The organism is Streptomyces sp. NPDC048392 (assembly GCF_043200575.1).
Classification (GTDB): domain Bacteria; phylum Actinomycetota; class Actinomycetes; order Streptomycetales; family Streptomycetaceae; genus Streptomyces.
In genome coordinates this window covers 67,519-85,929 of the sequence record NZ_JBICYB010000021.1, presented here as the reverse complement: position 1 = coordinate 85,929, position 18,411 = coordinate 67,519, and the positions used below count along the sequence as shown (strand labels likewise).

Sequence of the window (18,411 nt, the reverse complement as noted above, 5' to 3'; positions counted from 1 at the left end):
AGTCCGTGCGAGCGCCGGTCTCAACCCGTCCTGGATGGACACTTCTTGACGTTAATTCACCTGATCATGCGGTGATACGATCACCGCGTTTGCGGGGCGGGCGGATGGGTGAAAGACGGCATCCCCGACTTCAGGGACAGCCCGGGCAGCTACCCCCGGTGCGGGCAGTCCGCCGGGCCGCCCGCGTAGACGGGAATGCAGCAAGCCGGCTGTCAGTCGCCTGAAGAGAGTCATATGACGGAATACACAGGGAACCCATTGCTCTGGGTCGCCCTCGTCGCCCTCGTCGCCGCCGCCGTGCTCATCAGCCGCCAGCGCAGGGCGGCGCGAGCTTTGCGGCAGCAGGTCCAGGGGCTCAGGGACCACTACACCGAGCTGGAGAACGATTACGGGAAGTCCGTACAGGCAGCTCAGGAACGGGCCGAGGACGAGACGAAGACGGTGCTGAAATCCGCCATGCGGACCCTTCAGGGCCTCGCCGCCGAACAGCAGCTGGTGCTCTCCCGGCTGCAGAACAAGTACGGCGACTCGGCCCTCCTCCAGGACCTGCTGGAAATCGACCACACCAACTCGCAGTTCGGTCGGCGTGCCCAGTCCATCGCCGTACTGTGCGACGGCTGGCTGGGCGGGCGGCGCGACACCGCCTCGGTGTACGACGTGGTGCGCAGCGCCCAGGGGCGTATCCGGCACTTCCGCCGGGTGGACATCCTCTCCCAGGTGGACTTCGGCATCACCAGCCGGGCCGTCGAGCCCGTCGCCCTGGCCCTGGCCGAGCTGCTCGACAACGCCACCAGCTACTCCAGCCCGGACACCGTCGTCGAGATCAACATCCGGACGGTGCCCAAGGGCATCTGCGTGGTCGTGGACGACGCCGGTGTCGGCATGAGCGACGAGGAGCGGGCCCGCGCCGACAGGCTCCTCGTCACCGAGCGCGCCTCGGGCGTGGCGGGGCTCGGCAATCCGCCGCAGTTCGGCTTCGCCGTCATCGGCCTGCTGTGCGAGCGCTTCGGCTTCGAGGTGTCGGTGGACTCCTCCTCTCCCTACGGAGGTGTACGGGCGGTGGTCCTGCTGCCGCACGAACTGCTCACCGCCATGCCGGAGAAGAAGGCCCCCGCGCCGGCCGCCCGCGCCACCGCACGGCCGGTCCAGGACGGCGGACCGGACGCCGCGCTCGCCCCGTCCCAGACCGGCGACGGTCTGCCCCGGCGCCGCCGCAAGCGGCCGATGGCCATCGTGCCCGGCAGCGCGCCCACCTCGCGCCCGGCGGGCCGCTCCGACTCCGAGCAGGCACAGGTCATGGGCGCCTTCCAACGCGGAACGCAGTCCGGCCGGGGCAACGAACCGAGGAGCCCGGAGAACACCGACCGGACGCGCAGAACACCTGGTGCTAGCAGCGAAGGACATGAGGACTCGTGAACGACGATCTGTCATGGATGCTCGACAGCGCCCTGGAGATTCCAGGTGCCCTGCACGCGGTCCTGATATCCGCCGACGGCCTGCTGATGGCCCGGACACAGGACTTCGACAAGGACGACGCCGACCGGGTCGCCGCCGCGATGAGCGGCGTGCAGTCGCTCAGCCGCACCCTCGCCTTCTTCTGTGAGGACCCCAGCCAGGCCTGGCGGCAGACCCTGGTCGAGTTCGACGGCGGCTGGGTGTTCCTGATCTCCGCCGGCGAGGGCGCCTACCTCGGCGTGTCCGCCTCCCCCGAGGTCGACATGGCGGACATCACCTTCCGGATGCAGCAGCTCGTCGCCCAGCTCGGCAAGCGGCTGACGACACCGCCGCGCGAGAACCTCGGCGCCCGCTCATGAGCGGCCACGACGGCTGGCAGCCGGAGGCGCCCGAATTAGTGCGGCCGTACGTCATCACCAAGGGCCGCGGCCTGCCCGACGAGGACGATCTCTCCCTCATCACCCTGGTCACCGCGGCCGCCGGGCAGACGCGGCGGCCGACCAGGCTGTCCCCCGAGGAGCAGAGCCTGCTCGACCTCTGCTCCGCCGGCTACCTCTCGGTCGCCGAGATCGCCGGACACACCCGTTTTCCGCTGGGCGTGGTGCGGATCCTGCTGGCCTCCCTGATGGAGGGCGGACACCTGATGACCCGCCCGCCGGTGGCCCGCGCCCGTCTCGCGGACAAGGAGATCCTGGAGGAGGTGCTCAATGGGCTCCGCGCCAAGTTTGGGTGAACGGGACTACGTACGCGAGGGAGCGACCCAGACGGCGGTCAAGATCCTCGTGGTCGGGCACTTCGCGGTGGGCAAGACCACCCTCATCGGCTCCATCTCCGAGATCGAGCCGCTGTCCACCGAGGAGACGATGACGCAGGCCGCCGAGTCGGTCGACGACCTCAAGGGGGTCCACGGCAAGACCACCACCACGGTCGCCATGGACTTCGGCCGCCTCACCATCAGCGACCGCGTGGTGCTCTACCTCTTCGGCACCCCCGGCCAGCAGCGCTTCGTGCAGATGTGGGAGGACATGGCCCGCGGCGCGCTCGGGGCCCTGGTGCTGGTCGACCCGGAACGGCTGGCGGACTCCTTCCCGGTGATCGACCTCATCGAGCACTACGGGCTCGACTACGCCATCGCCGTCAACCACTTCGACGGCGCGCCGCTGCGCGACGAGCGGGCGCTGCGCGACGCGCTCGACCTGCTCGACGACACCCCCGTCGTCACCTGCGACGCCCGCGACGAGAAGTCCTCGGCCGCCGCACTGACCACCCTCGTCCGCTACTTGCTGGACCGCACCCGCTAGGAGCTGGGAGCAGACATGAACGCCCACGACACCGCCCCGGTGCCGCCGCCCGGCTGCCCGGCCCACGGCTCCGGCGCCCGGGTGCCGCTGCACGGCCCGGAGTTCGCCGCCCACCCGCAGGCGTACTACGAGTACCTGCGCCACTACGGGGCCGCGGCCCCCGTCGAACTGGCCCCGGGGGTCGAGGCGACGCTGGTCACGGATTACGCGGCGGCGCTCCAACTGCTGCAGGACTCCGGTTCCTTCCGCAAGGACGCGCGTCGCTGGCGGGCCTTCAACGAGGGCAAGGTGAGCCCGGACAGCCCGGTCGCGCCGCTGCTGGCCTACCGGCCCAACTGCATGTTCGCCGACGGAGCCGACCACCTCAGGCTGCGCCAGGCGGTCACCGACAGCATGGCGCGGGTGGACGCCCGGCGGCTGAGCCGCAGCACCGAGCAGATCTCCGGCTACCTCATCTCCCAGTTCGGCTCCCGCGGTTCGGCCGACCTGCTCGGGGACTACGCCAAGCAGTTGCCGCTGTTCGTGTTCAACGAACTCTTCGGCTGCCCCGCCGACATCGGTGACCGGGTGCTGTTCGGCATCTCCGGCATGTTCGACGGCGTCAACGCCGAAAAGGCCACCGCGGTGCTCTTCCAGGCGGTGGGGGAGCTCGTCGCGCTCAAGCGGAGCAAGCCCGGTGACGACGTCACCTCCTGGCTGATGCGGCACGAGGCGCGCCTCGACGACGAGGAGATGGTCCACCAGCTCGCCCTGCTGCTGGGCGCGGGAGCCGAGCCCCTGCGCAACCTCCTCGGCAACACCCTGCACCGGCTCCTCACCCACGAGAGGTACGCCCGTGAGGGCGGTCTCATCGACGAGGCGCTCGACGACACGCTGTGGGAGAACCCGCCCATGGCCAACTACGCCCCGCACTACCCGGCCGCCGACACGGAACTGGCCGGACAGCGACTGCAGGCGGGTGACCTCGTCCTGGTCAGCTTCGCCGCGGCCAACACCGGCCCGGCCCTGAAGGCCTCACGCCAGGCCGGCAGCAACCGCGCGCACCTCGCCTGGAGCGCCGGCCCGCACGCCTGCCCGTCCAAGGAACCGGCCCGGCACATCACGGTCACGGCCATCGAGCACCTGCTCAACGAGCTGCCCGACGTCGAACTCGCCGTTCCCGAGGACAGCCTGACGTGGCGTCCGGGTCCCTTCAACCGGGCGCTGGCCACCCTCCCGGCCCGCTTCACCCCGGTGCGGTCCGTACGGCGTGCCGACCCGGGACCGGCCCCGGCCGCCGAGCCGGAAGGAGCGGCGAACCCGGCTCGTCCGGCCGAACGCAGCGGCATGTGGAGCCAGTTCCTCAACTGGCTCACACGGTGATTTGCGCAACATCCTCCAACCCGCCCCATTCGCATGAAGGCTGAACGGCACGGGTAGTGAGCAACGCGGCATTCAAGTTGCTTACGAGTAGAAGGAGGTGTCGTGGACCACATATCCACGAACGCCGCTTTCCCGCCGCCGAAACCCCCGATACCCGCCTCCCGAGGCGGGTATCATTTTGTGCGGCCGAGGCCGAGGACAGGCCGGTGACCGCCGCACCGACGGGCGCGGGCCCGCGGGGCACACCGACGCTCGGCTCCCACACGGGCGGCCAGTTGCGAAGACTCGGCGCGGTCGCCGGCCTGTCCGGGGCCGACGCGGAGACCTACGCACAGATCCTGACCGACTCACTGGGCGCGGTGGCCGAGCGGCCGCTGAGCCTCCCGCCGCCCGCCCGTACCTTCCTGTCCGACGACCACACCCCCGTGGAGTTCTCACTCTCCTTCCGGCCGGACGCGGAGCCCTCCATGCGGGTGCTCCTGGAACCGGGCTGCGGCGCAGACAGCCTGGCTCACAACGGCCGCGCCGGACTCGAAGTGATCCGGGACATGGCGCGGCGCTGGCACTTCGCCACCGAAGCCCTGGACACCCTCCAGGACCTGTTCCTGCCAGCCGCTCCACGGGGCCCCCTCGCCCTGTGGTGCGCCCTGGAGCTGATGCCGGGCGGAGTGCCCAGGGTCAAGGTCTATCTCAACCCGGCGGCGAACGGGGCGGAACGTTCCGCCACGACGGTGCGGGAGGCCCTGCGCCGGCTCGGCCACGGGCCGGCCTTCGACAGCCTGCCCCCGGGCGGCGGACATCCGTTCCTCGCCCTGGACCTCGGGGACTGGTCGGAGCCCCGGGCGAAGGTCTACGTGCGCCACGACAACCTCACGGCCGGCCAGGCCGGGCGTCTGTCCCGGATGGACCCGGGCCCCGGGCCCGCGGCGATCGAGGGGTTCTTCCGCACGGCCGCCGGCCTCGGCCCCGACACGACGGGGCTCGGCAGGAGACCCGGCCTGTCGTGCCACTCCTTCACCGACACCGGCACCGCGCGGCCGAGCGGGTTCACCCTGCACATCCCCGTCAGGGACTACGCCCGGCACGACGGTGAGGCCCTGGCCCGGGCCAAGCGAGTGCTGCGCCACCACGGCATGGACGCTGCCGTGCTCGACCGCGCCCTGACCGCCCTCACCCGGCGGCGGCCCGAGGACGGGGTGGGCCTGATCGCCTACCTCGCCCTGGCCCACCAGCGGGACTGCCCGCCGCGGGTGACGGCCTACCTCTCCTCGGAGGCGTACACCGTCCGGCCGCCGTTCGTGGAGAGCGTCCGCACGCCGCTGTCGGTGCGCTGAGCGGTCCGTCCGCACGCGGACGCGAAAGGGCTCCCGGTGCGACACACGGGGAGCCCTGGGCGCCGGACCCGTCCGGAGGTGGGGGGTCGCCGACCGTCCGGCCGGGACCGTCCGGCGCTACCGGCGGGACGGCTACACGGTCAGCGACTCCCGGAACTCCGCGAGATAGGGGCCCACGTCGACCTGGATGGAGGCGCCTCGCGTCCTGCCGTAGCGCTGGACGATGGAGGTGAGGTACGTACCGATCTCCTCGCGCATCTCCTCGGCCGCGGGCAGCGCGGCGGCGCCGTCGACGATGCGCGCCACCCACCGCGCCTGGGCCTCCACCAGCCGGGTGATGGCACCCACGGGCCGGACCAGCCCGACGAAGTACAGACCGGGCCGGCCGGCCGGCACGACCCGTCGGTACAGCTGGACCGAGCCGTCCGCCGCCACCGGGCAGCCGGCGGGCAGGAAGGGGAAGGTCATGTGGAAGCCGGTGCAGTAGACGACCGCGTCCGCGGCCGCGGAGCCGCCGTCGGTGAAGACGACCCGGTCACCGTCGAACGAGGCGATGGCCGGTTTCGGGAGCACCGCCCCGTGCCGGATGCGGCTGAGGATCTCGTCCGAGAGTGTCGTGGCGGAGGAGAAGACCGGGTGGTCGGGCTCCGGCAGGCCGTAGTCCGACAGTCTGCCGCGGGCGACGAGCAGCGCCTGCTCCACCCACTGGCGCCGCTCGGCGAAGGACATCTCGTTCCACCAGGGCGCTTCGGCGATCTCGTCGACCGACATCCCGAAAAGCTGCTTGGGCACGATGTGCAGCCCCCGGCGCACCGACAGCATGGTCTGCGCCGCGTGCCGGGAGAGGTCCGCCGCGATGTCCACCGCCGACGCGCCGAGGCCCACCACGACGACCCGGCGGCCGGTGAAGTCGCCGCCGTCGCGGTAGTCGAGGGAGTGCAGAATCGTTCCGGTGAAGGAGTCGGCACCGGTGGGCAGGGGGTCGGGCAGCGCCGGATCGGTGTGATGCCCCGAGGCGACGACCACCTGCTCGAACCGCCGCGAGGTCCGCGCGCCGTCCACCGCCCGGCTGACGACGCTCCACATGCCGTCCGCGTCCTGGCGGACGGACACCACCTCGGTCCGCAGCTCGACGTGGCCGAGCAGGCCCGCCCACTCGGCGAAGGAGCGCAGGTAGGCGGCGACCTGGCTGTGCCGGGGGTAGAGCGGGTACGAGTCCGGCATCGGGAAGTCCGCGTAACCGGTCAGCTGCTTGGCGGTGTTGAGGTGCAGGGACAGATAACCCGGCCCCCGCTCGCCGGCCTGCGGCTGACGCCAGATCCCGCCGACGTCGGGCGCCTTCTCCAGACAGACGAAGGAGATGCCGCGCTCCTTGAGGGCGTGGGCCACCGCCAGTCCCGACAGACCCGCACCGATCACACACACACGCACGGAAATTCCCCCCAGGATGCACTCAACCTCCCCCGATCACGCCTTTACTGCCCATTCCCGTCTCCCCGCACACCAGCACGACCGACGAACGGACGTGTCCGTCCTCACGTTTCACGCGCCCCGCAGGTCCCACACCCGGCGGATCTTCCCGAGCGAGCGCTCCAGGGTCTCGGGGCCGACGACCTCCACCTCCACGGTGACGCCCACGCCGTCCTTGACGCCCTGTGCGATCGCGCTCGCGGCGGCATCGCGCTGCTCGGGACCGGCGTCTGAGCGCGCCTCGACCCGCACGGTCAGGTGGTCCATGCGGCCGCGTTCGGTGAGCCGGATCTGGAAGTGCGGGGCGACGCCGGGCGTACGCAGCACGATCTCCTCGATCTGGGTGGGGAAGACGTTCACCCCGCGCAGAATGATCATGTCGTCGCAGCGGCCGGTGACCTTCTGCATCCGGCGGAAGGCGGGCCGTGCGGTGCCGGGCAGCAGACGGGACAGGTCGCGGGTGCGGTAGCGGATCACCGGGAGCGCCTCCTTGGTGAGGGAGGTGAAGACGAGCTCCCCCTCCTCGCCCCCGGGCAGCACGGTGTCCGTGAGCGGGTCCACCACCTCGGGGTAGAAGTGGTCCTCCCACACGTGCAGCCCGTCCTTGGTCTCGACGCACTCCTGCGCCACGCCGGGACCGATCACCTCGGACAGTCCGTAGATGTCGACGGCGTGGATGTCCACGCGCTCCTCGATCTCGCGCCGCATCTCCTCGGTCCACGGCTCGGCGCCGAAGATGCCCACCTTGAGGGAGCTGGTGCGCGCATCGATGCCCTGCCGCTCGAACTCGTCGAGCAGGGTGAGCATGTAGGACGGGGTGACCATGATGATCTCGGGCCGGAAGTCCTGGATGATCTGCACCTGACGCGCCGTCATGCCGCCGGAGGCCGGGATCACCGTGCAGCCGGCGCGTTCGGCGCCGTAGTGTGCGCCGAGGCCGCCGGTGAACAGGCCGTAGCCGTAGGAAACGTGCACCTTGTGGCCGGGACGGCCGCCGGCGGCGCGGATCGAGCGGGCGACGACGTCCGCCCACATGGACAGGTCGTTGTCCGTGTACCCGACGACGGTGGCGCGGCCGGTGGTGCCGCTGGAGGCGTGCACGCGCCGTACGTCGGCCATCGGGACGGCGAACATGCCGAAGGGGTAGGTGTCCCGCAGGTCTGCCTTGGTGGTGAAGGGGAACCGGGACAGATCCGCCAGACTGCGGCAGTCGTCGGGCCTCACCCCGGCGGCGTCGAACTTCTTGCGGTACAGCTCCACGTTGTCGTAGGCGCGCCGCAGGGTCGCGCGCAGGCGGTCGAGCTGGAGCTCCCGGAGCTGCTCACCTGACAGGCGCTCGGCGTCGTCCAGCAGGTCGTGGGGCAGGGGCTCGCCCGGTCGGGGTGCCGGGGCCTCCCCGGTCGTCGGCTCGCTGCTCATCGCGACTCCTTCGTCGTCGTGCCCGGCGTCTCGCGCGCCGTGTCGTCCCGCACGCCTCGGCTGCGCCTGTCCTCCAGCACGCTGCGGCTGCGGCCGCGGAACTCCGCGATCACCTCGTCACCGCGCCGCACGCTCACGTCGTAGATGCCGCTGCGTCCGTACCGGGCGCGCTCCTCGGCGCGGGCCACGAGCACGTCGCCCTCGCGGGCCGGGGCGACGAAGACGATGTCGGCGCCGGCCGCGACGGTCACCGGGCCGCGGCTGTTGCAGGCGCAGGCGAACGCGGTGTCGGCCAGCAGGAACAGGAAGCCGCCGTGGGCGATCCGGTGTCCGTTCACCATCGCCGGGGTCACGGTCATCCGGACCACGGCGGCCCCCTCGCCGTGCTCCACCAGCTCGATGCCCAGCCCCCGGGAGGCCTCGTCCGCGGCGAACATCGCTTCCGTGGGCGTCTGCCCCGTGGCCTGCGACACCTCTCCCACCACCCTTGTCTCCCGACCGAACATTCGGTTAGCGCGCGGCAAGGCCAAGTAATCCAGCCACGCGGCGGCACTGTCAAGGGTGTGACCGGCGGCGGCCCGGCTCTTGCCCGGCGCCCGGAAACACGTCACACTGATACCGAACGAATGGTCGGTTGGGAAGCTGGTGACGATGACCACGACACACGCCGCCGAGGCGCCGCCCCCGCATGGGCCGGACGGGCTGCAGGAGCACTTCGACGCGACGATCGCGCGCGACCAGCGCATCGAGCCGCGGGACTGGATGCCCGACGGCTACCGCAGGACGCTGGTCCGGCAGATCGCGCAGCACGCGCACTCGGAGATCATCGGCATGCAGCCCGAGGGTGAGTGGATCACCCGGGCCCCGTCGCTGCGCCGCAAGGCCATCCTGTTCGCCAAGGTCCAGGACGAGGCCGGGCACGGGCTGTACCTGTACTCCGCGGCAGAGACCCTCGGCGCGGACCGCGACGACCTCACCCAGCGGCTGATCGAAGGGCGCCAGAAGTACTCGTCGATCTTCAACTACCCGACTCCCGGCTTCGCCGACGTCGGCGTGATCGGCTGGTTCGTGGACGGCGCCGCGATCGTCAACCAGGTGCCGCTGTGCCGCAGCTCCTACGGGCCGTACGCGCGCGCGATGGTGCGCATCTGCAAGGAGGAGTCCTTCCACCAGCGGCAGGGTTACGAGCTGCTGATGACGATGATGCGCGGCACCGACGCCCAGCGCGAGATGGTCCAGGACGCGGTCGACCGCTGGTGGTGGCCGTCCCTGATGATGTTCGGTCCGCCCGACGACGCCTCACCCAACTCGGCGCAGTCGATGGCCTGGAAGATCAAGCGGCACAGCAACGACGAGCTGCGCCGGCGATTCGTCGACATGACCGTCCCGCAGGCGGCAAAGCTCGGCGTCACCCTGCCCGACCCGGAGCTGCGCTGGAACGAGGAGAAGGGGCACCACGACTTCGGCACCCCCGACTGGGACGAGCTGATGCGCGTCATCAAGGGCGACGGCCCCTGCAACGACCGGCGGATGGAGCGGCGGCGGGCCGCTCACGAGGAGGGCGCCTGGGTGCGCGAGGCGGCCACCGCCCACGCCGCCAAGCAGGCCGCCCGTGCGCGGAAGGGAGCGGCGGCATGAGCACGCAGAAGCAGGGCTGGCCGCTGTACGAGGTGTTCGTGCGCGGCAAGCGCGGCCTCAACCACGTCCACGTCGGCTCGCTGCACGCCGCCGACGACGTGATGGCCCTCACCCACGCCCGCGACCTCTACACCCGGCGCAACGAGGGCGTGAGCATCTGGGTGGTGCGCTCCGAGCACATCGCCGCCTCCACCCGCGACGAGAAGGATCCCTTCTTCGCCCCCAGTGCCGACAAGGTCTACCGCCATCCGACCTTCTACGACATACCCGACGACGTCCCCCACATCTAGGAGCAGGGCATGAGTGACGACCGCGTCTACCTCACCCTGGCCGAGGGTCACGAGGACGACACCCGCTGGGCCTACGGCACCGGCTTCGAGGACCCGCTGCACGGCGTCGACACCACCGTGCCCGAGGGCGTCGACGCGGCCGAACTGACCGCGGACTGCGTGGCGCTGGCCGACGACGCCCTGGTCAGCGCCCAGCGGCTCGCCGAGTGGGTCACCCGCGCGCCCGAGCTGGAGGAGGAGGTGGCGCTGGCCAACATCGGCCTCGACCTCCTCGGCCAGGCCCGCCTGCTGTACGCGCGCGCCGGCCAGGCCGACGGCACCGGCCGCAGCGAGGACGCCTACGCCTACTTCCGGGACGCCGACGACTTCCGCAACGTCCGCCTGGCCGAACTCCCTGGCGGCGACTTCGCGTTCGCCGTCATGCGGCTGCTGGTCCTCTCCAGCTGGCGTCTGGCCCGCTTCCAGCGGCTGGTGACGCATCCCGACCCGGTGCTCGCCGCAGTCGCCGCCAAGGGCGTCAAGGAGCTGACGTACCACCGGCAGTACGCCGCCGAGTGGGCCGTGCGCCTGGGCGACGGCACGGACGAGTCGCACCGCCGGACGCGTGCGGCACTGGACGCGGTCGCTCCCTACCTCGGTGAGCTGCAGGCGGCCTACGACGTCGGGGACGAGGTCGGCGATGTCCTGCGCCAGGTCACGGAGGCGGCCGGGCTGCCCCTGCCCGTCCACCGGCCGCTGCCCGGCTCGGGCCGCGCCGGCGAGCACACCGAACACCTCGCGCCGCTCCTCGCCGAGCTGCAGGGCGTCGCCCGCGCCCACCCGGAGGCGACATGGTGACCGGTGGCCCCGCACTCCCGGACGCCCGTCGGGCCCGGCACGTCGCCGAGCAGGTGCCCGACCCCGAGCTGCCCATGCTGACCCTCGCCGACCTCGGTGTCCTGCGCGACGTCGAGGTGGGCGGGGATGGCACCGTGGTCGCGAGTCTGACCCCCACCTACTCGGGCTGCCCGGCCATGGCCGAGATGCGGGCGGACGTCGCCGCGCGGCTGCGGGAGGCGGGGTACCCGCGCGTGGAGATCCGTACGGTTCTGAACCCGCCCTGGACCAGCGACTGGATCACCGAATCGGGCCGCCGCAAGCTCGCCGAGCACGGCATCGCGCCGCCCGGGGCCGCACCCCGCGGCTCGGTCCCCCTGGTGCTGTCGCCCACCCGGCCCACGGTGCCCTGCCCCCGCTGCGGCTCGGCGGACACCGAGGAGACCTCCCGCTTCGCCGCCACGTCCTGCAAGGCGCTGTGGCGCTGCCGGGCCTGCCGCGAGCCGTTCGAGTACGTCAAGGAGATCTGATGGCCCCGACCGCCCCCGTCCCGGCGCCACCGGTGCGCACCCGCCGCCGGCCCGCCTTCCACCGCCTGCGCGTCGCGGCCGTCGAGCGGCTGTGCGCGGACGCGGCGGCCGTGAGCTTCGAGATCCCGGACGCGCTGGCCGGGGAGTTCGCCTTCGCGCCCGGTCAGTCGCTCACCCTGCGGCGCGAGGTGGACGGCCGGGACGAGCGCCGCTCGTACTCGATCTGCGCACCGGCCGGCTCGGTGCCGCGCGTCGGGGTCCGTGTGGTGCCGGGCGGACTGTTCTCGGCATGGCTGGTCGAGGACGTGCGGCCGGGCGACACCGTCGAGGTGATGGCGCCCACCGGCCTCTTCACGCCCGATCTGACCACGCCGGGCCACCATGTGCTGATCGCGGCCGGTTCGGGCATCACGCCGATGGTGTCCATCGCCGAGTCGGTGCTCGCCGCGGACGACCGTTCCACCGTCACCCTGTTCTACGGCAACCGCCGCACCGACACGGTGATGTTCGCCGACGAGCTGGCCGACCTGAAGGACCTCCACCCGGCCCGCTTCCACCTCGCCCACGTGCTCTCCCGTGAGCCCCGCGAGGCGGAAGTGCTCTCCGGCCGCCTGGACGCCGGTCGCCTCACGGCGCTCATCGGTTCGCTGCTGGACGTGGATGCGGCGGACCACTGGTGGCTGTGCGGCCCGCAGGGCATGGTCGCCGACGCCCAGCAGGTCCTGACCGGCCTCGGCGTTCCGGCGGAGCGCGTCCACCGGGAGCTGTTCTACGCCGACGACGAGCCCGTCCGCGAGGTGCGCCACGAGGAGAGCGGCCCGCAGGGACCCGTCAGCGAGGTCACCATCACCCTGGACGGCCGCTCCACGACCTCCTCGCTCTCCCGGGAGCGGCCCGTCCTCGACGGCGCCCAGCAGACCCGGCCCGACCTGCCCTTCGCCTGCAAGGGCGGGGTCTGCGGAACCTGCCGGGCCCTCATCACCGACGGCCGTGTCGACATGCGCCGCAACTACGCGCTCGAAGCGGCCGAGGTCGACGCCGGTTACGTTCTGACCTGCCAGTCGTACCCGGTCTCCGAGAAGCTGACCGTGGACTACGACAGCTGAGCGCAGGGCACCGCCTTCGGCCTCACGCGGGGTTGTCGCCGTGGGTGAGGGTCTCCCAGGCGACGAAGAGGTTGTTCGTACCGGAGGGGCGGGTGCGCTCGGTCAGGGCCTGGGTGTTGGTCATGGCGAAGCCGAGGCGGTTGTGCATGGCGTTGTAGCCGACCTCGGTCACCGGGCCCAGGCCGAGGTCGAGGTCGCCCCCGCACAGCCAACTCGGTGCGGCCGCGCCCTGCTGGTACTTCGCCTGGAAGCCGAGCGCGTGCCGCAGTCGCTCGCCGACGTCGGTGCCGTACAGGTCCTGCCCCTGGATGCGGCTGGTCTCGGCGACGTGCGAAATGGACGAGATGCCGTACCCGGTGTGGGTGAAGTCCCGGCAGGTCTCCTGGGTGAGCCCGGTGACGAACGTCGACTGGCCCTGCCAGTAACCGATGATCTTGTTCCGGGTGTTGAGGTTCTGGCCCGGCACCGTCCTGGGCAGGGCGCCGTCGGACTCCAGGTAGACGTACGCGGCCGTGCGGGTGCGGAACTTGGCCATGGCCTTGTCGTAGGAGGACTTGTCCTCCAGGAAGACGGAGATGCCGACCGCGGCCTCCATCATCGTCAGCTCCCAGTTGCCGTTGGAGTGGGAGCCGTTGATGATCTCGGGCAGGTAGACGTCGCGGAGCATGGCGGCGAAGCGGCCGGAGCCGGCCCAGGTCCCGCCGTACGTGTACTTGATGATCTCGGCGGCCTTGGGCCAGAAGGATCCGGCCCATCCGGTCTGCAGCGGTGCGTTGCTGTTGCTGTGGTCCCGTATCACGGCGGACCAGGCGTCCATCAGCTCGATGGACTTGCGGGCATACCGCTCGTCGCGGGTGAAGTACCAGGCCAGTGCGTTGGTGTAGGCCGCGATCGCGTCCTCGCGCTCGTCGGTGCAACCGTAGTTGGGGTTGGAGTAGGAACCGCACTCCACCACCGCGCGGGGCCTCGGGGTGCGGTTCAGGTCGGCGTACCTGCTCGCCATCATCTGGTCGAAGGCGCTCTTCCAGGGCTGGGCCCCGGCGTCGACCTTGGCGCGGGCGAAGTCGAGCTGGCCCTGGGAGACGGTGACTCCGGGATGCGTGAACGCGGCCGGTGCGGCGTCCGCGCGGGGAGCGGTCGAACCGGGTCCGGCCAGCAGGGTGCCGACGAGTGCGGCGGTGACGGTCGCGAGGAGGACGGCGCGGGATCCGCGGTGACGGCGCGGGGGAGCAGAGGACATGTGGGGGGTCCATCCGTTCGTCTATGTGAACGCTGAGTGGTGTTCTGAACGTTCGGCTGGGCGGTGACGATAGGTAGAGACCAATGGGGCGTCAAGAGGCCGCGCACGGAATGCCCGGAGGTCCGGGCGACGGGGGCGGACGAACACTATGAACGCAATGATCGAAGGGCTGGCCCCGGCACCGGCGGCTTCCTAACATCCCGGCTCGCAGGGCAACTTCGCACCGCACGCAGCACGTACAGGAGCCGCACCTTGACCACACCCGACGCTCACCGGCACGACACCCGGGCCACGCACCGCGGAAGCCGCCCGGCGGTGGCCGCGGCGGCCCTCGCCGCCGTCCTCCTCTGTACCCTCGGCAACGTCACCGCCGCCCCCGCACACGCGGCCGGGCAGGTGGGGGCCGGGCAGCCGGTGGCCGCCGACTGTCCGCCGGCTCTGGCCGAAAAGGCCACCTGTTACACCGGCCAGGACAGCAACGGCGCCTCCTACACGATGGCCGTGCCGGACCGCTGGAACGGATCACTCGTCGTGCACGCCCACGGCGGACCCGGCCTCGGCGACGCCTCCGACCCGGCCCGCAGCACCGAGGACCTGGAACGCTGGGCGGTGATGGTCGACCAGGGATACGCCTGGGCCGGCTCCTCCTACCGGCGCGGCGGCTACGGGGCCCGCATGGCGGCCGCCGACACCGAGAGCGTGCGCCGCCTGTTCGCCGACCGGTTCGGCCGGCCGGAACGCACCTACCTGCACGGCCAGTCCTGGGGCGGGGACGTCGCCGCCAAGGTCGCGGAGACCTACGGCAGGCGGCCCGGCGCCTACGACGGAGTACTGCTGACCAGCGGGGTCCTCGGCGGCGGTTCGCGCGGCTACGACTACCGCGTGGACCTGCGGGCGGTCTACCAGTACTACTGCCACAACCATCCGCGTCCGACCGAGCCGCAGTACCCCCTGTGGCAGGGGGTGCGCCCCGGCTCCACCATGACGTCGGCCGGGCTGCGCTCCCGCCTGCAGGAGTGCACGGGCTACGCCTCCGAACCGGCGGAGCGGACCGCGTCGCAACAGCGCAACCTCGACGACATCCTCGCCGTCACGGGCATTCCCGAGCGCACCCTGGAATCACACCTGCGATTCGCCACCTTCACGTTCCGGGACATCGTGACGAACCGGCTCGGCGGGCGGAACCCGTGGAGCAACCGGGGCGTGCGGTACACGGGCTCGCACGACGACAAGGCGCTCAACGCGGGCGTCGAGCGCTTCTCGGCCGACCCCTCGGCACGCCGTGACCTCTCCTACGACAGTGACCTCACCGGCAAGGTCGACCTTCCCGTCCTCACTCTGCACGCCATCGACGACCCGACGGCGTTCGTGGAGCACGAGGCGGCCTACCGCGCCACCCTCCGCGGCGCCGGCCGGGGCGGGAACCTCGTCCAGACGTTCACGAAGGAGCACGAGCACAGCTCGCTGAGCGACTCCGAGTACGCCAACTCCATCGTCGCGCTGGACGCCTGGGCGCGCACGGGCCGCAAGCCGAGCCCGCGTTCGCTCGCCGCCTCCTGCGCCGCCTTCGACGTGACGTACGGCGAGGGCTGCTTCTACGACCCCGGTTTCCGCCCCTCCTCGTACGCCTCCCGGGTGCGGCCCCGGCCGGGCGGCCTCGCCTGGCCCGCCATGACAGCCGCTCAGGAGCGGGCGTGGAGCAGGATCGACGGCGTGGGGATCGCCCCCTAGCGGCCCTGCTCCGTCCGCACCGCCCGGATGACGTGGCGGGCGTTGCCGGCCATCGCGGGGTTGGTCTTCCGGTAGTACGGCAGCGCGATCGGCGCCCGGGAGAGGGTGCGGCGGTCGAGCCCGGGAGCGAGTGTTCAGACGCCGAACTCCGAGGGTGCGATGCCCAGCGCGGTGCAGGCCTCGCGGATGGCGTACTGCTCGGACGGTTCGAAGGTGCCGTCCGCCCCGGCGACCACCATGCCGGTCTGGACGACCGCACGGGCCTCCGCCGGCTTCTTGGCGGCCTTGGCGATCACCTGGAGGGTCTCCGCCCTGCCCTGCTCGAAGTTGGCGAGGAGCCGGTCCACATGCTGGTTGAACCGCTGGCGGAGCTGGTCCGCCGGGAAATTCTGCAGCACCTCGTTGGAGACGATCAGCTCCTCCACACGCTGCCGCTCCGCCGGTTCCACCTGTCCGTCCGCCGCGGCGACCAGCGCGCACATGGCCATGCTGGCGTCCCGGTAGGCACCGCTCTTCAGTTCGGCCTTGGCCGAGGCGAGCTGGGACTTGAACATCCCGATCAGCTGAGCCTTGGAACCGCCGGAGGGCGAGCCCGACCTGCCGACGCCCGCGGGTCCGTGCGAACCCTGCCCGGATCCGCCTGCTCCCCGAGCCCCCTGGGACTGCTGGAAGGTCTTGGCCTGGTCCTTGATCTTGTCCCACATCGCCACGCGTGCCACCTCGGCCTCTGTTGCTGCGTATCGGTCTGCCCCCGGCCGCGATCTCCGGCGGTCACCCTGTCGAACGTGCCCGGGGGTCACAGGGTTCCCCAAAAGCAAAGAAAAGGCAAAGCTCCTGGTGGTGCCGTAGTAGGCTGCGCGACCAGGGAGTTGGCGGTCGGTCTACCGGGTGGGGGCGTGTGGTGTGGCTTGGCTGAAGGGGCCCTCGGTGGCCGGGTCCCCTGTCTCGCGGTCCGCTCCCGCCGCGCGGCGGACGGTGTGGTCGCGGGAGGCCGGCTGGTTCGTCGCGATCGGCGTCGTGTCGACCGCGGGGCAGGCGCTGCTGTACTGGGGGATGCGCGTGTGGTGGCCCCCGGCCGTCGCCAACCTGGTCTCCCTCCTCGTACTGACGGTGCTGAACACCGAAGCGAACCGGCGGCTGACGTTCCGGCACGCCGCCACCGGGCCGGGGCGTGCCCACCTGGGAGCGGGCGGCCTCTTCCTGCTCGGCTATCTGGTCACCTCCGGCGCCGTGCTGTGGTTCAGGCGCCAGCACCCCGATACCTCGCCCGCCGCCGAGACCGCGGTCCTCGCCGTCACGTCCGTCGCCGTCACCGTCGTACGCTTCGTCGTCCTGCGGATGGCCGTCTTCCGGGTCCCCGGACACCGACGCGGCTGACCCTCCGCCGCCGGGCCCCGCACGCGCCGGCCCGGTGCGTCAGGTACCGAAGCCGCCGCGGGACGCCTCGCGTGACCCGGTCTTGGTCACCCTCGGGCTCCCCGGTCGCCCTGCCCGGGAGCGGCCCGTCCCGCCCCCACGCCACCGGAGACCGGGGCCGGCCGTTGGCGTGGCCCCGGCGAGCAGGTGCTGACCCTCGACCGTAGCGGTGAGGCGAAGGGAGACAGCCGGTCCCGGACCGGCGGCGGCCGGTCCGGAGCCGCCGCGCGGGCGGCGCAACAGGCCGCCGACGGCTACTGCGGGGCAGGCCGGGCGCGGCCAGGGTCCGGGGCGCCGGTGTGACGGCGGCAGTCCACGTCGTGCCGTGCGCCGAGAGACGTCCACCACCGCTCGCAGCAGCCGTCGCCCGGGGACAGGCTGGCCGCGGCGGGGCGGGTGCACTCCGGACCGTGCAGGACCGCGTCGGAGTACCGCCAGAACGCGCAGCACGGCTGGAGACCGGGTCCGAGCGGGTCGCGCAGACGGGGGCGGGCCAAGAGCTCGGCCCGCTGTGCCCGTACGGTCCTTCGCCGGTGCTCCGCGCCCTCACGGGCGGCGCACCAGGCGAACACGGCGGCGGCGTACAGGCCGGGCAGGGCCAGCCAGGGGTGGTGGGCGGCCGCGTATCCGGCGGCGACGATGAGGAGCGCGGCGGCGGCACGGCACGCGCGGGCGGTGCGCAGGCTCGGCGTCACAGGGAACTCCCGGGGGTCGGGGGAGAGGGCCTCGGGACATCCGTATGCCCCCGGTTCGCCGCACTACGTCACTCCCTCGCGGGGGGAATTCCGTTGCGGCGCCGACCGCCGCCCCCGACCCTGTTCCTCATGTCCCCCGCCGACCTGCGGCCGGCCACTCTTGCCGACGCCCCCGCCATCACCGGACTCCTCAACGAGATAGACCGGATCGAGATCGGCAGGCCCGAGGCCGACCACCTCACCGTCGAGGCCGACCTGAAGCATCCGCGGACCGACCCGGCCGAGGACTCCTGGCTCGCCTTCGACGACGGCCGGCTGGTGGCGTACGGGCTGCTGTGGGAGGAGTCCGGCGAGCGCGTCGGCATCGACCACGACGTGCTGCCCGACCACCAGCTGACCGGGCTGCGCATGCTGGTGGCCATGGAAGCCCGCGCCCTGGCCAAGGCACGGGCGAACGGCGCGGAGCGCGCCGTCGTCCACCTGCGTCTCAACTCCACTTCGCGGTCGACACCTGGGAGACCGTGATCGCCTGACGGCGCCGGACCGGACGCGACCCCGCGGCGGGCCCCCGGACCGGGGCCTCCTCCGTGAGTGCCGACCGCGCCGAG

Annotated in this window: 19 protein-coding genes and 2 pseudogenes; 14 read left to right on the top strand and 7 right to left on the bottom strand. The window is 71.9% G+C overall.

Annotated features, from left to right (window positions below):
* Nucleotides 1-234: 234 nt before the first annotated feature.
* From ACGFYH_RS25310 to ACGFYH_RS25285, 6 genes are all read left to right on the top strand, one after another.
* Complete coding sequence (locus ACGFYH_RS25310; protein WP_393805449.1) at nucleotides 235-1,416, top strand: sensor histidine kinase; 1,182 nt, start codon at nucleotides 235-237, stop codon at nucleotides 1,414-1,416.
* The gene (locus ACGFYH_RS25305; RefSeq protein WP_388779196.1) at nucleotides 1,413-1,814 is read left to right on the top strand and encodes a roadblock/LC7 domain-containing protein; all 402 of its coding nucleotides are present in this window, start codon (nucleotides 1,413-1,415) and stop codon (nucleotides 1,812-1,814) included. Before ACGFYH_RS25310 ends, ACGFYH_RS25305 begins: the two co-directional genes overlap by 4 nt.
* On the top strand, nucleotides 1,811-2,188 hold the full coding sequence (locus ACGFYH_RS25300) for a DUF742 domain-containing protein (RefSeq protein ID WP_393805448.1): 378 nt from the start codon (nucleotides 1,811-1,813) through the stop codon (nucleotides 2,186-2,188). Before ACGFYH_RS25305 ends, ACGFYH_RS25300 begins: the two co-directional genes overlap by 4 nt.
* Nucleotides 2,163-2,756 carry an ATP/GTP-binding protein gene (locus ACGFYH_RS25295; protein WP_393805447.1) on the top strand — a complete coding sequence of 198 codons (594 nt, stop codon included), beginning with the start codon at nucleotides 2,163-2,165 and terminating at the stop codon, nucleotides 2,754-2,756. Before ACGFYH_RS25300 ends, ACGFYH_RS25295 begins: the two co-directional genes overlap by 26 nt.
* A 15-nt stretch (nucleotides 2,757-2,771) precedes the next feature.
* Nucleotides 2,772-4,118: a cytochrome P450 gene (locus ACGFYH_RS25290; protein WP_393805446.1), complete on the top strand. Its 1,347-nt coding sequence runs from the start codon at nucleotides 2,772-2,774 to the stop codon at nucleotides 4,116-4,118.
* A gap of 206 nt (nucleotides 4,119-4,324) precedes the next feature.
* Complete coding sequence (locus tag ACGFYH_RS25285; RefSeq protein WP_393805445.1) at nucleotides 4,325-5,452, top strand: tryptophan dimethylallyltransferase family protein; 1,128 nt, start codon at nucleotides 4,325-4,327, stop codon at nucleotides 5,450-5,452.
* A 132-nt stretch (nucleotides 5,453-5,584) separates the two neighbouring features.
* On the opposite strand, the gene ACGFYH_RS25280 is transcribed toward ACGFYH_RS25285, so the two are convergent.
* The 3 genes from ACGFYH_RS25280 to paaI all read right to left on the bottom strand — a co-directional run bounded on the left by ACGFYH_RS25280 (nucleotide 5,585) and on the right by paaI (nucleotide 8,847).
* Nucleotides 5,585-6,883 (bottom strand): flavin-containing monooxygenase, encoded by a 1,299-nt coding sequence (locus ACGFYH_RS25280; protein ID WP_393805444.1) that lies wholly within the window; start codon nucleotides 6,881-6,883, stop codon nucleotides 5,585-5,587.
* Between the two features lie 111 nt (nucleotides 6,884-6,994).
* Nucleotides 6,995-8,341: a phenylacetate--CoA ligase PaaK gene (gene paaK / locus ACGFYH_RS25275; protein ID WP_393805443.1), complete on the bottom strand. Its 1,347-nt coding sequence runs from the start codon at nucleotides 8,339-8,341 to the stop codon at nucleotides 6,995-6,997.
* Nucleotides 8,338-8,847: a hydroxyphenylacetyl-CoA thioesterase PaaI gene (gene paaI, locus ACGFYH_RS25270; protein ID WP_393805489.1), complete on the bottom strand. Its 510-nt coding sequence runs from the start codon at nucleotides 8,845-8,847 to the stop codon at nucleotides 8,338-8,340. Before paaI ends, paaK begins: the two co-directional genes overlap by 4 nt.
* 145 nt (nucleotides 8,848-8,992) lie before the next feature.
* Between paaI and paaA the strand changes: the two genes are divergently transcribed.
* Genes paaA through paaE form a run of 5 tightly spaced genes read left to right on the top strand, consistent with a single transcriptional unit; the run spans nucleotide 8,993 to nucleotide 12,721 of the window.
* Nucleotides 8,993-9,979, top strand: coding sequence for a 1,2-phenylacetyl-CoA epoxidase subunit PaaA (paaA, locus tag ACGFYH_RS25265; RefSeq protein WP_393805442.1), 987 nt, complete (start codon nucleotides 8,993-8,995; stop codon nucleotides 9,977-9,979).
* Nucleotides 9,976-10,269 carry a 1,2-phenylacetyl-CoA epoxidase subunit PaaB gene (paaB, locus tag ACGFYH_RS25260; RefSeq protein ID WP_393805441.1) on the top strand — a complete coding sequence of 98 codons (294 nt, stop codon included), beginning with the start codon at nucleotides 9,976-9,978 and terminating at the stop codon, nucleotides 10,267-10,269. Before paaA ends, paaB begins: the two co-directional genes overlap by 4 nt.
* Before the next feature lie 9 nt (nucleotides 10,270-10,278).
* Nucleotides 10,279-11,106, top strand: a complete 828-nt coding sequence (paaC, locus tag ACGFYH_RS25255) for a 1,2-phenylacetyl-CoA epoxidase subunit PaaC (RefSeq protein WP_393805440.1) — start codon at nucleotides 10,279-10,281, stop codon at nucleotides 11,104-11,106.
* Nucleotides 11,100-11,615 (top strand): 1,2-phenylacetyl-CoA epoxidase subunit PaaD, encoded by a 516-nt coding sequence (paaD, locus tag ACGFYH_RS25250; protein ID WP_393805439.1) that lies wholly within the window; start codon nucleotides 11,100-11,102, stop codon nucleotides 11,613-11,615. The genes paaC and paaD overlap by 7 nt, the downstream gene beginning before the upstream one ends.
* Nucleotides 11,615-12,721 (top strand): 1,2-phenylacetyl-CoA epoxidase subunit PaaE, encoded by a 1,107-nt coding sequence (gene paaE, locus ACGFYH_RS25245; protein WP_393805438.1) that lies wholly within the window; start codon nucleotides 11,615-11,617, stop codon nucleotides 12,719-12,721. Before paaD ends, paaE begins: the two co-directional genes overlap by 1 nt.
* Nucleotides 12,722-12,743: 22 nt before the next feature.
* Here paaE and ACGFYH_RS25240 read toward each other — a convergent pair whose 3' ends face one another.
* Nucleotides 12,744-13,961 carry an alginate lyase family protein gene (locus ACGFYH_RS25240; RefSeq protein ID WP_393805437.1) on the bottom strand — a complete coding sequence of 406 codons (1,218 nt, stop codon included), beginning with the start codon at nucleotides 13,959-13,961 and terminating at the stop codon, nucleotides 12,744-12,746.
* A gap of 252 nt (nucleotides 13,962-14,213) precedes the next feature.
* Here ACGFYH_RS25240 and ACGFYH_RS25235 point away from each other — a divergent pair, with 252 nt between their 5' ends.
* Nucleotides 14,214-15,692 carry an alpha/beta hydrolase family protein gene (locus tag ACGFYH_RS25235; protein ID WP_393805436.1) on the top strand — a complete coding sequence of 493 codons (1,479 nt, stop codon included), beginning with the start codon at nucleotides 14,214-14,216 and terminating at the stop codon, nucleotides 15,690-15,692.
* Here the strand turns inward: ACGFYH_RS25235 and ACGFYH_RS25230 are convergent.
* A pseudogene (locus tag ACGFYH_RS25230) lies at nucleotides 15,689-15,802 on the bottom strand (phosphotransferase); the annotation flags it as partial. The gene ACGFYH_RS25235 and the pseudogene ACGFYH_RS25230 overlap by 4 nt on opposite strands.
* A 24-nt stretch (nucleotides 15,803-15,826) precedes the next feature.
* Nucleotides 15,827-16,402, bottom strand: coding sequence for a tellurite resistance TerB family protein (locus tag ACGFYH_RS25225; protein ID WP_393805435.1), 576 nt, complete (start codon nucleotides 16,400-16,402; stop codon nucleotides 15,827-15,829).
* Between the two features lie 217 nt (nucleotides 16,403-16,619).
* Here ACGFYH_RS25225 and ACGFYH_RS25220 point away from each other — a divergent pair, with 217 nt between their 5' ends.
* Entirely contained in the window at nucleotides 16,620-17,069 is a 450-nt protein-coding gene (locus ACGFYH_RS25220) for a GtrA family protein (RefSeq protein ID WP_393805434.1), read from the top strand.
* Between the two features lie 293 nt (nucleotides 17,070-17,362).
* On the opposite strand, the gene ACGFYH_RS25215 is transcribed toward ACGFYH_RS25220, so the two are convergent.
* On the bottom strand, nucleotides 17,363-17,803 hold the full coding sequence (locus ACGFYH_RS25215) for a hypothetical protein (RefSeq protein WP_393805433.1): 441 nt from the start codon (nucleotides 17,801-17,803) through the stop codon (nucleotides 17,363-17,365).
* 129 nt (nucleotides 17,804-17,932) lie between these two features.
* Between ACGFYH_RS25215 and ACGFYH_RS25210 the strand changes: the two are divergent.
* Nucleotides 17,933-18,298 (top strand): annotated as a pseudogene (locus tag ACGFYH_RS25210) (GNAT family N-acetyltransferase); the annotation flags it as partial.
* Between the last annotated feature and the right edge of the window lie 113 nt (nucleotides 18,299-18,411).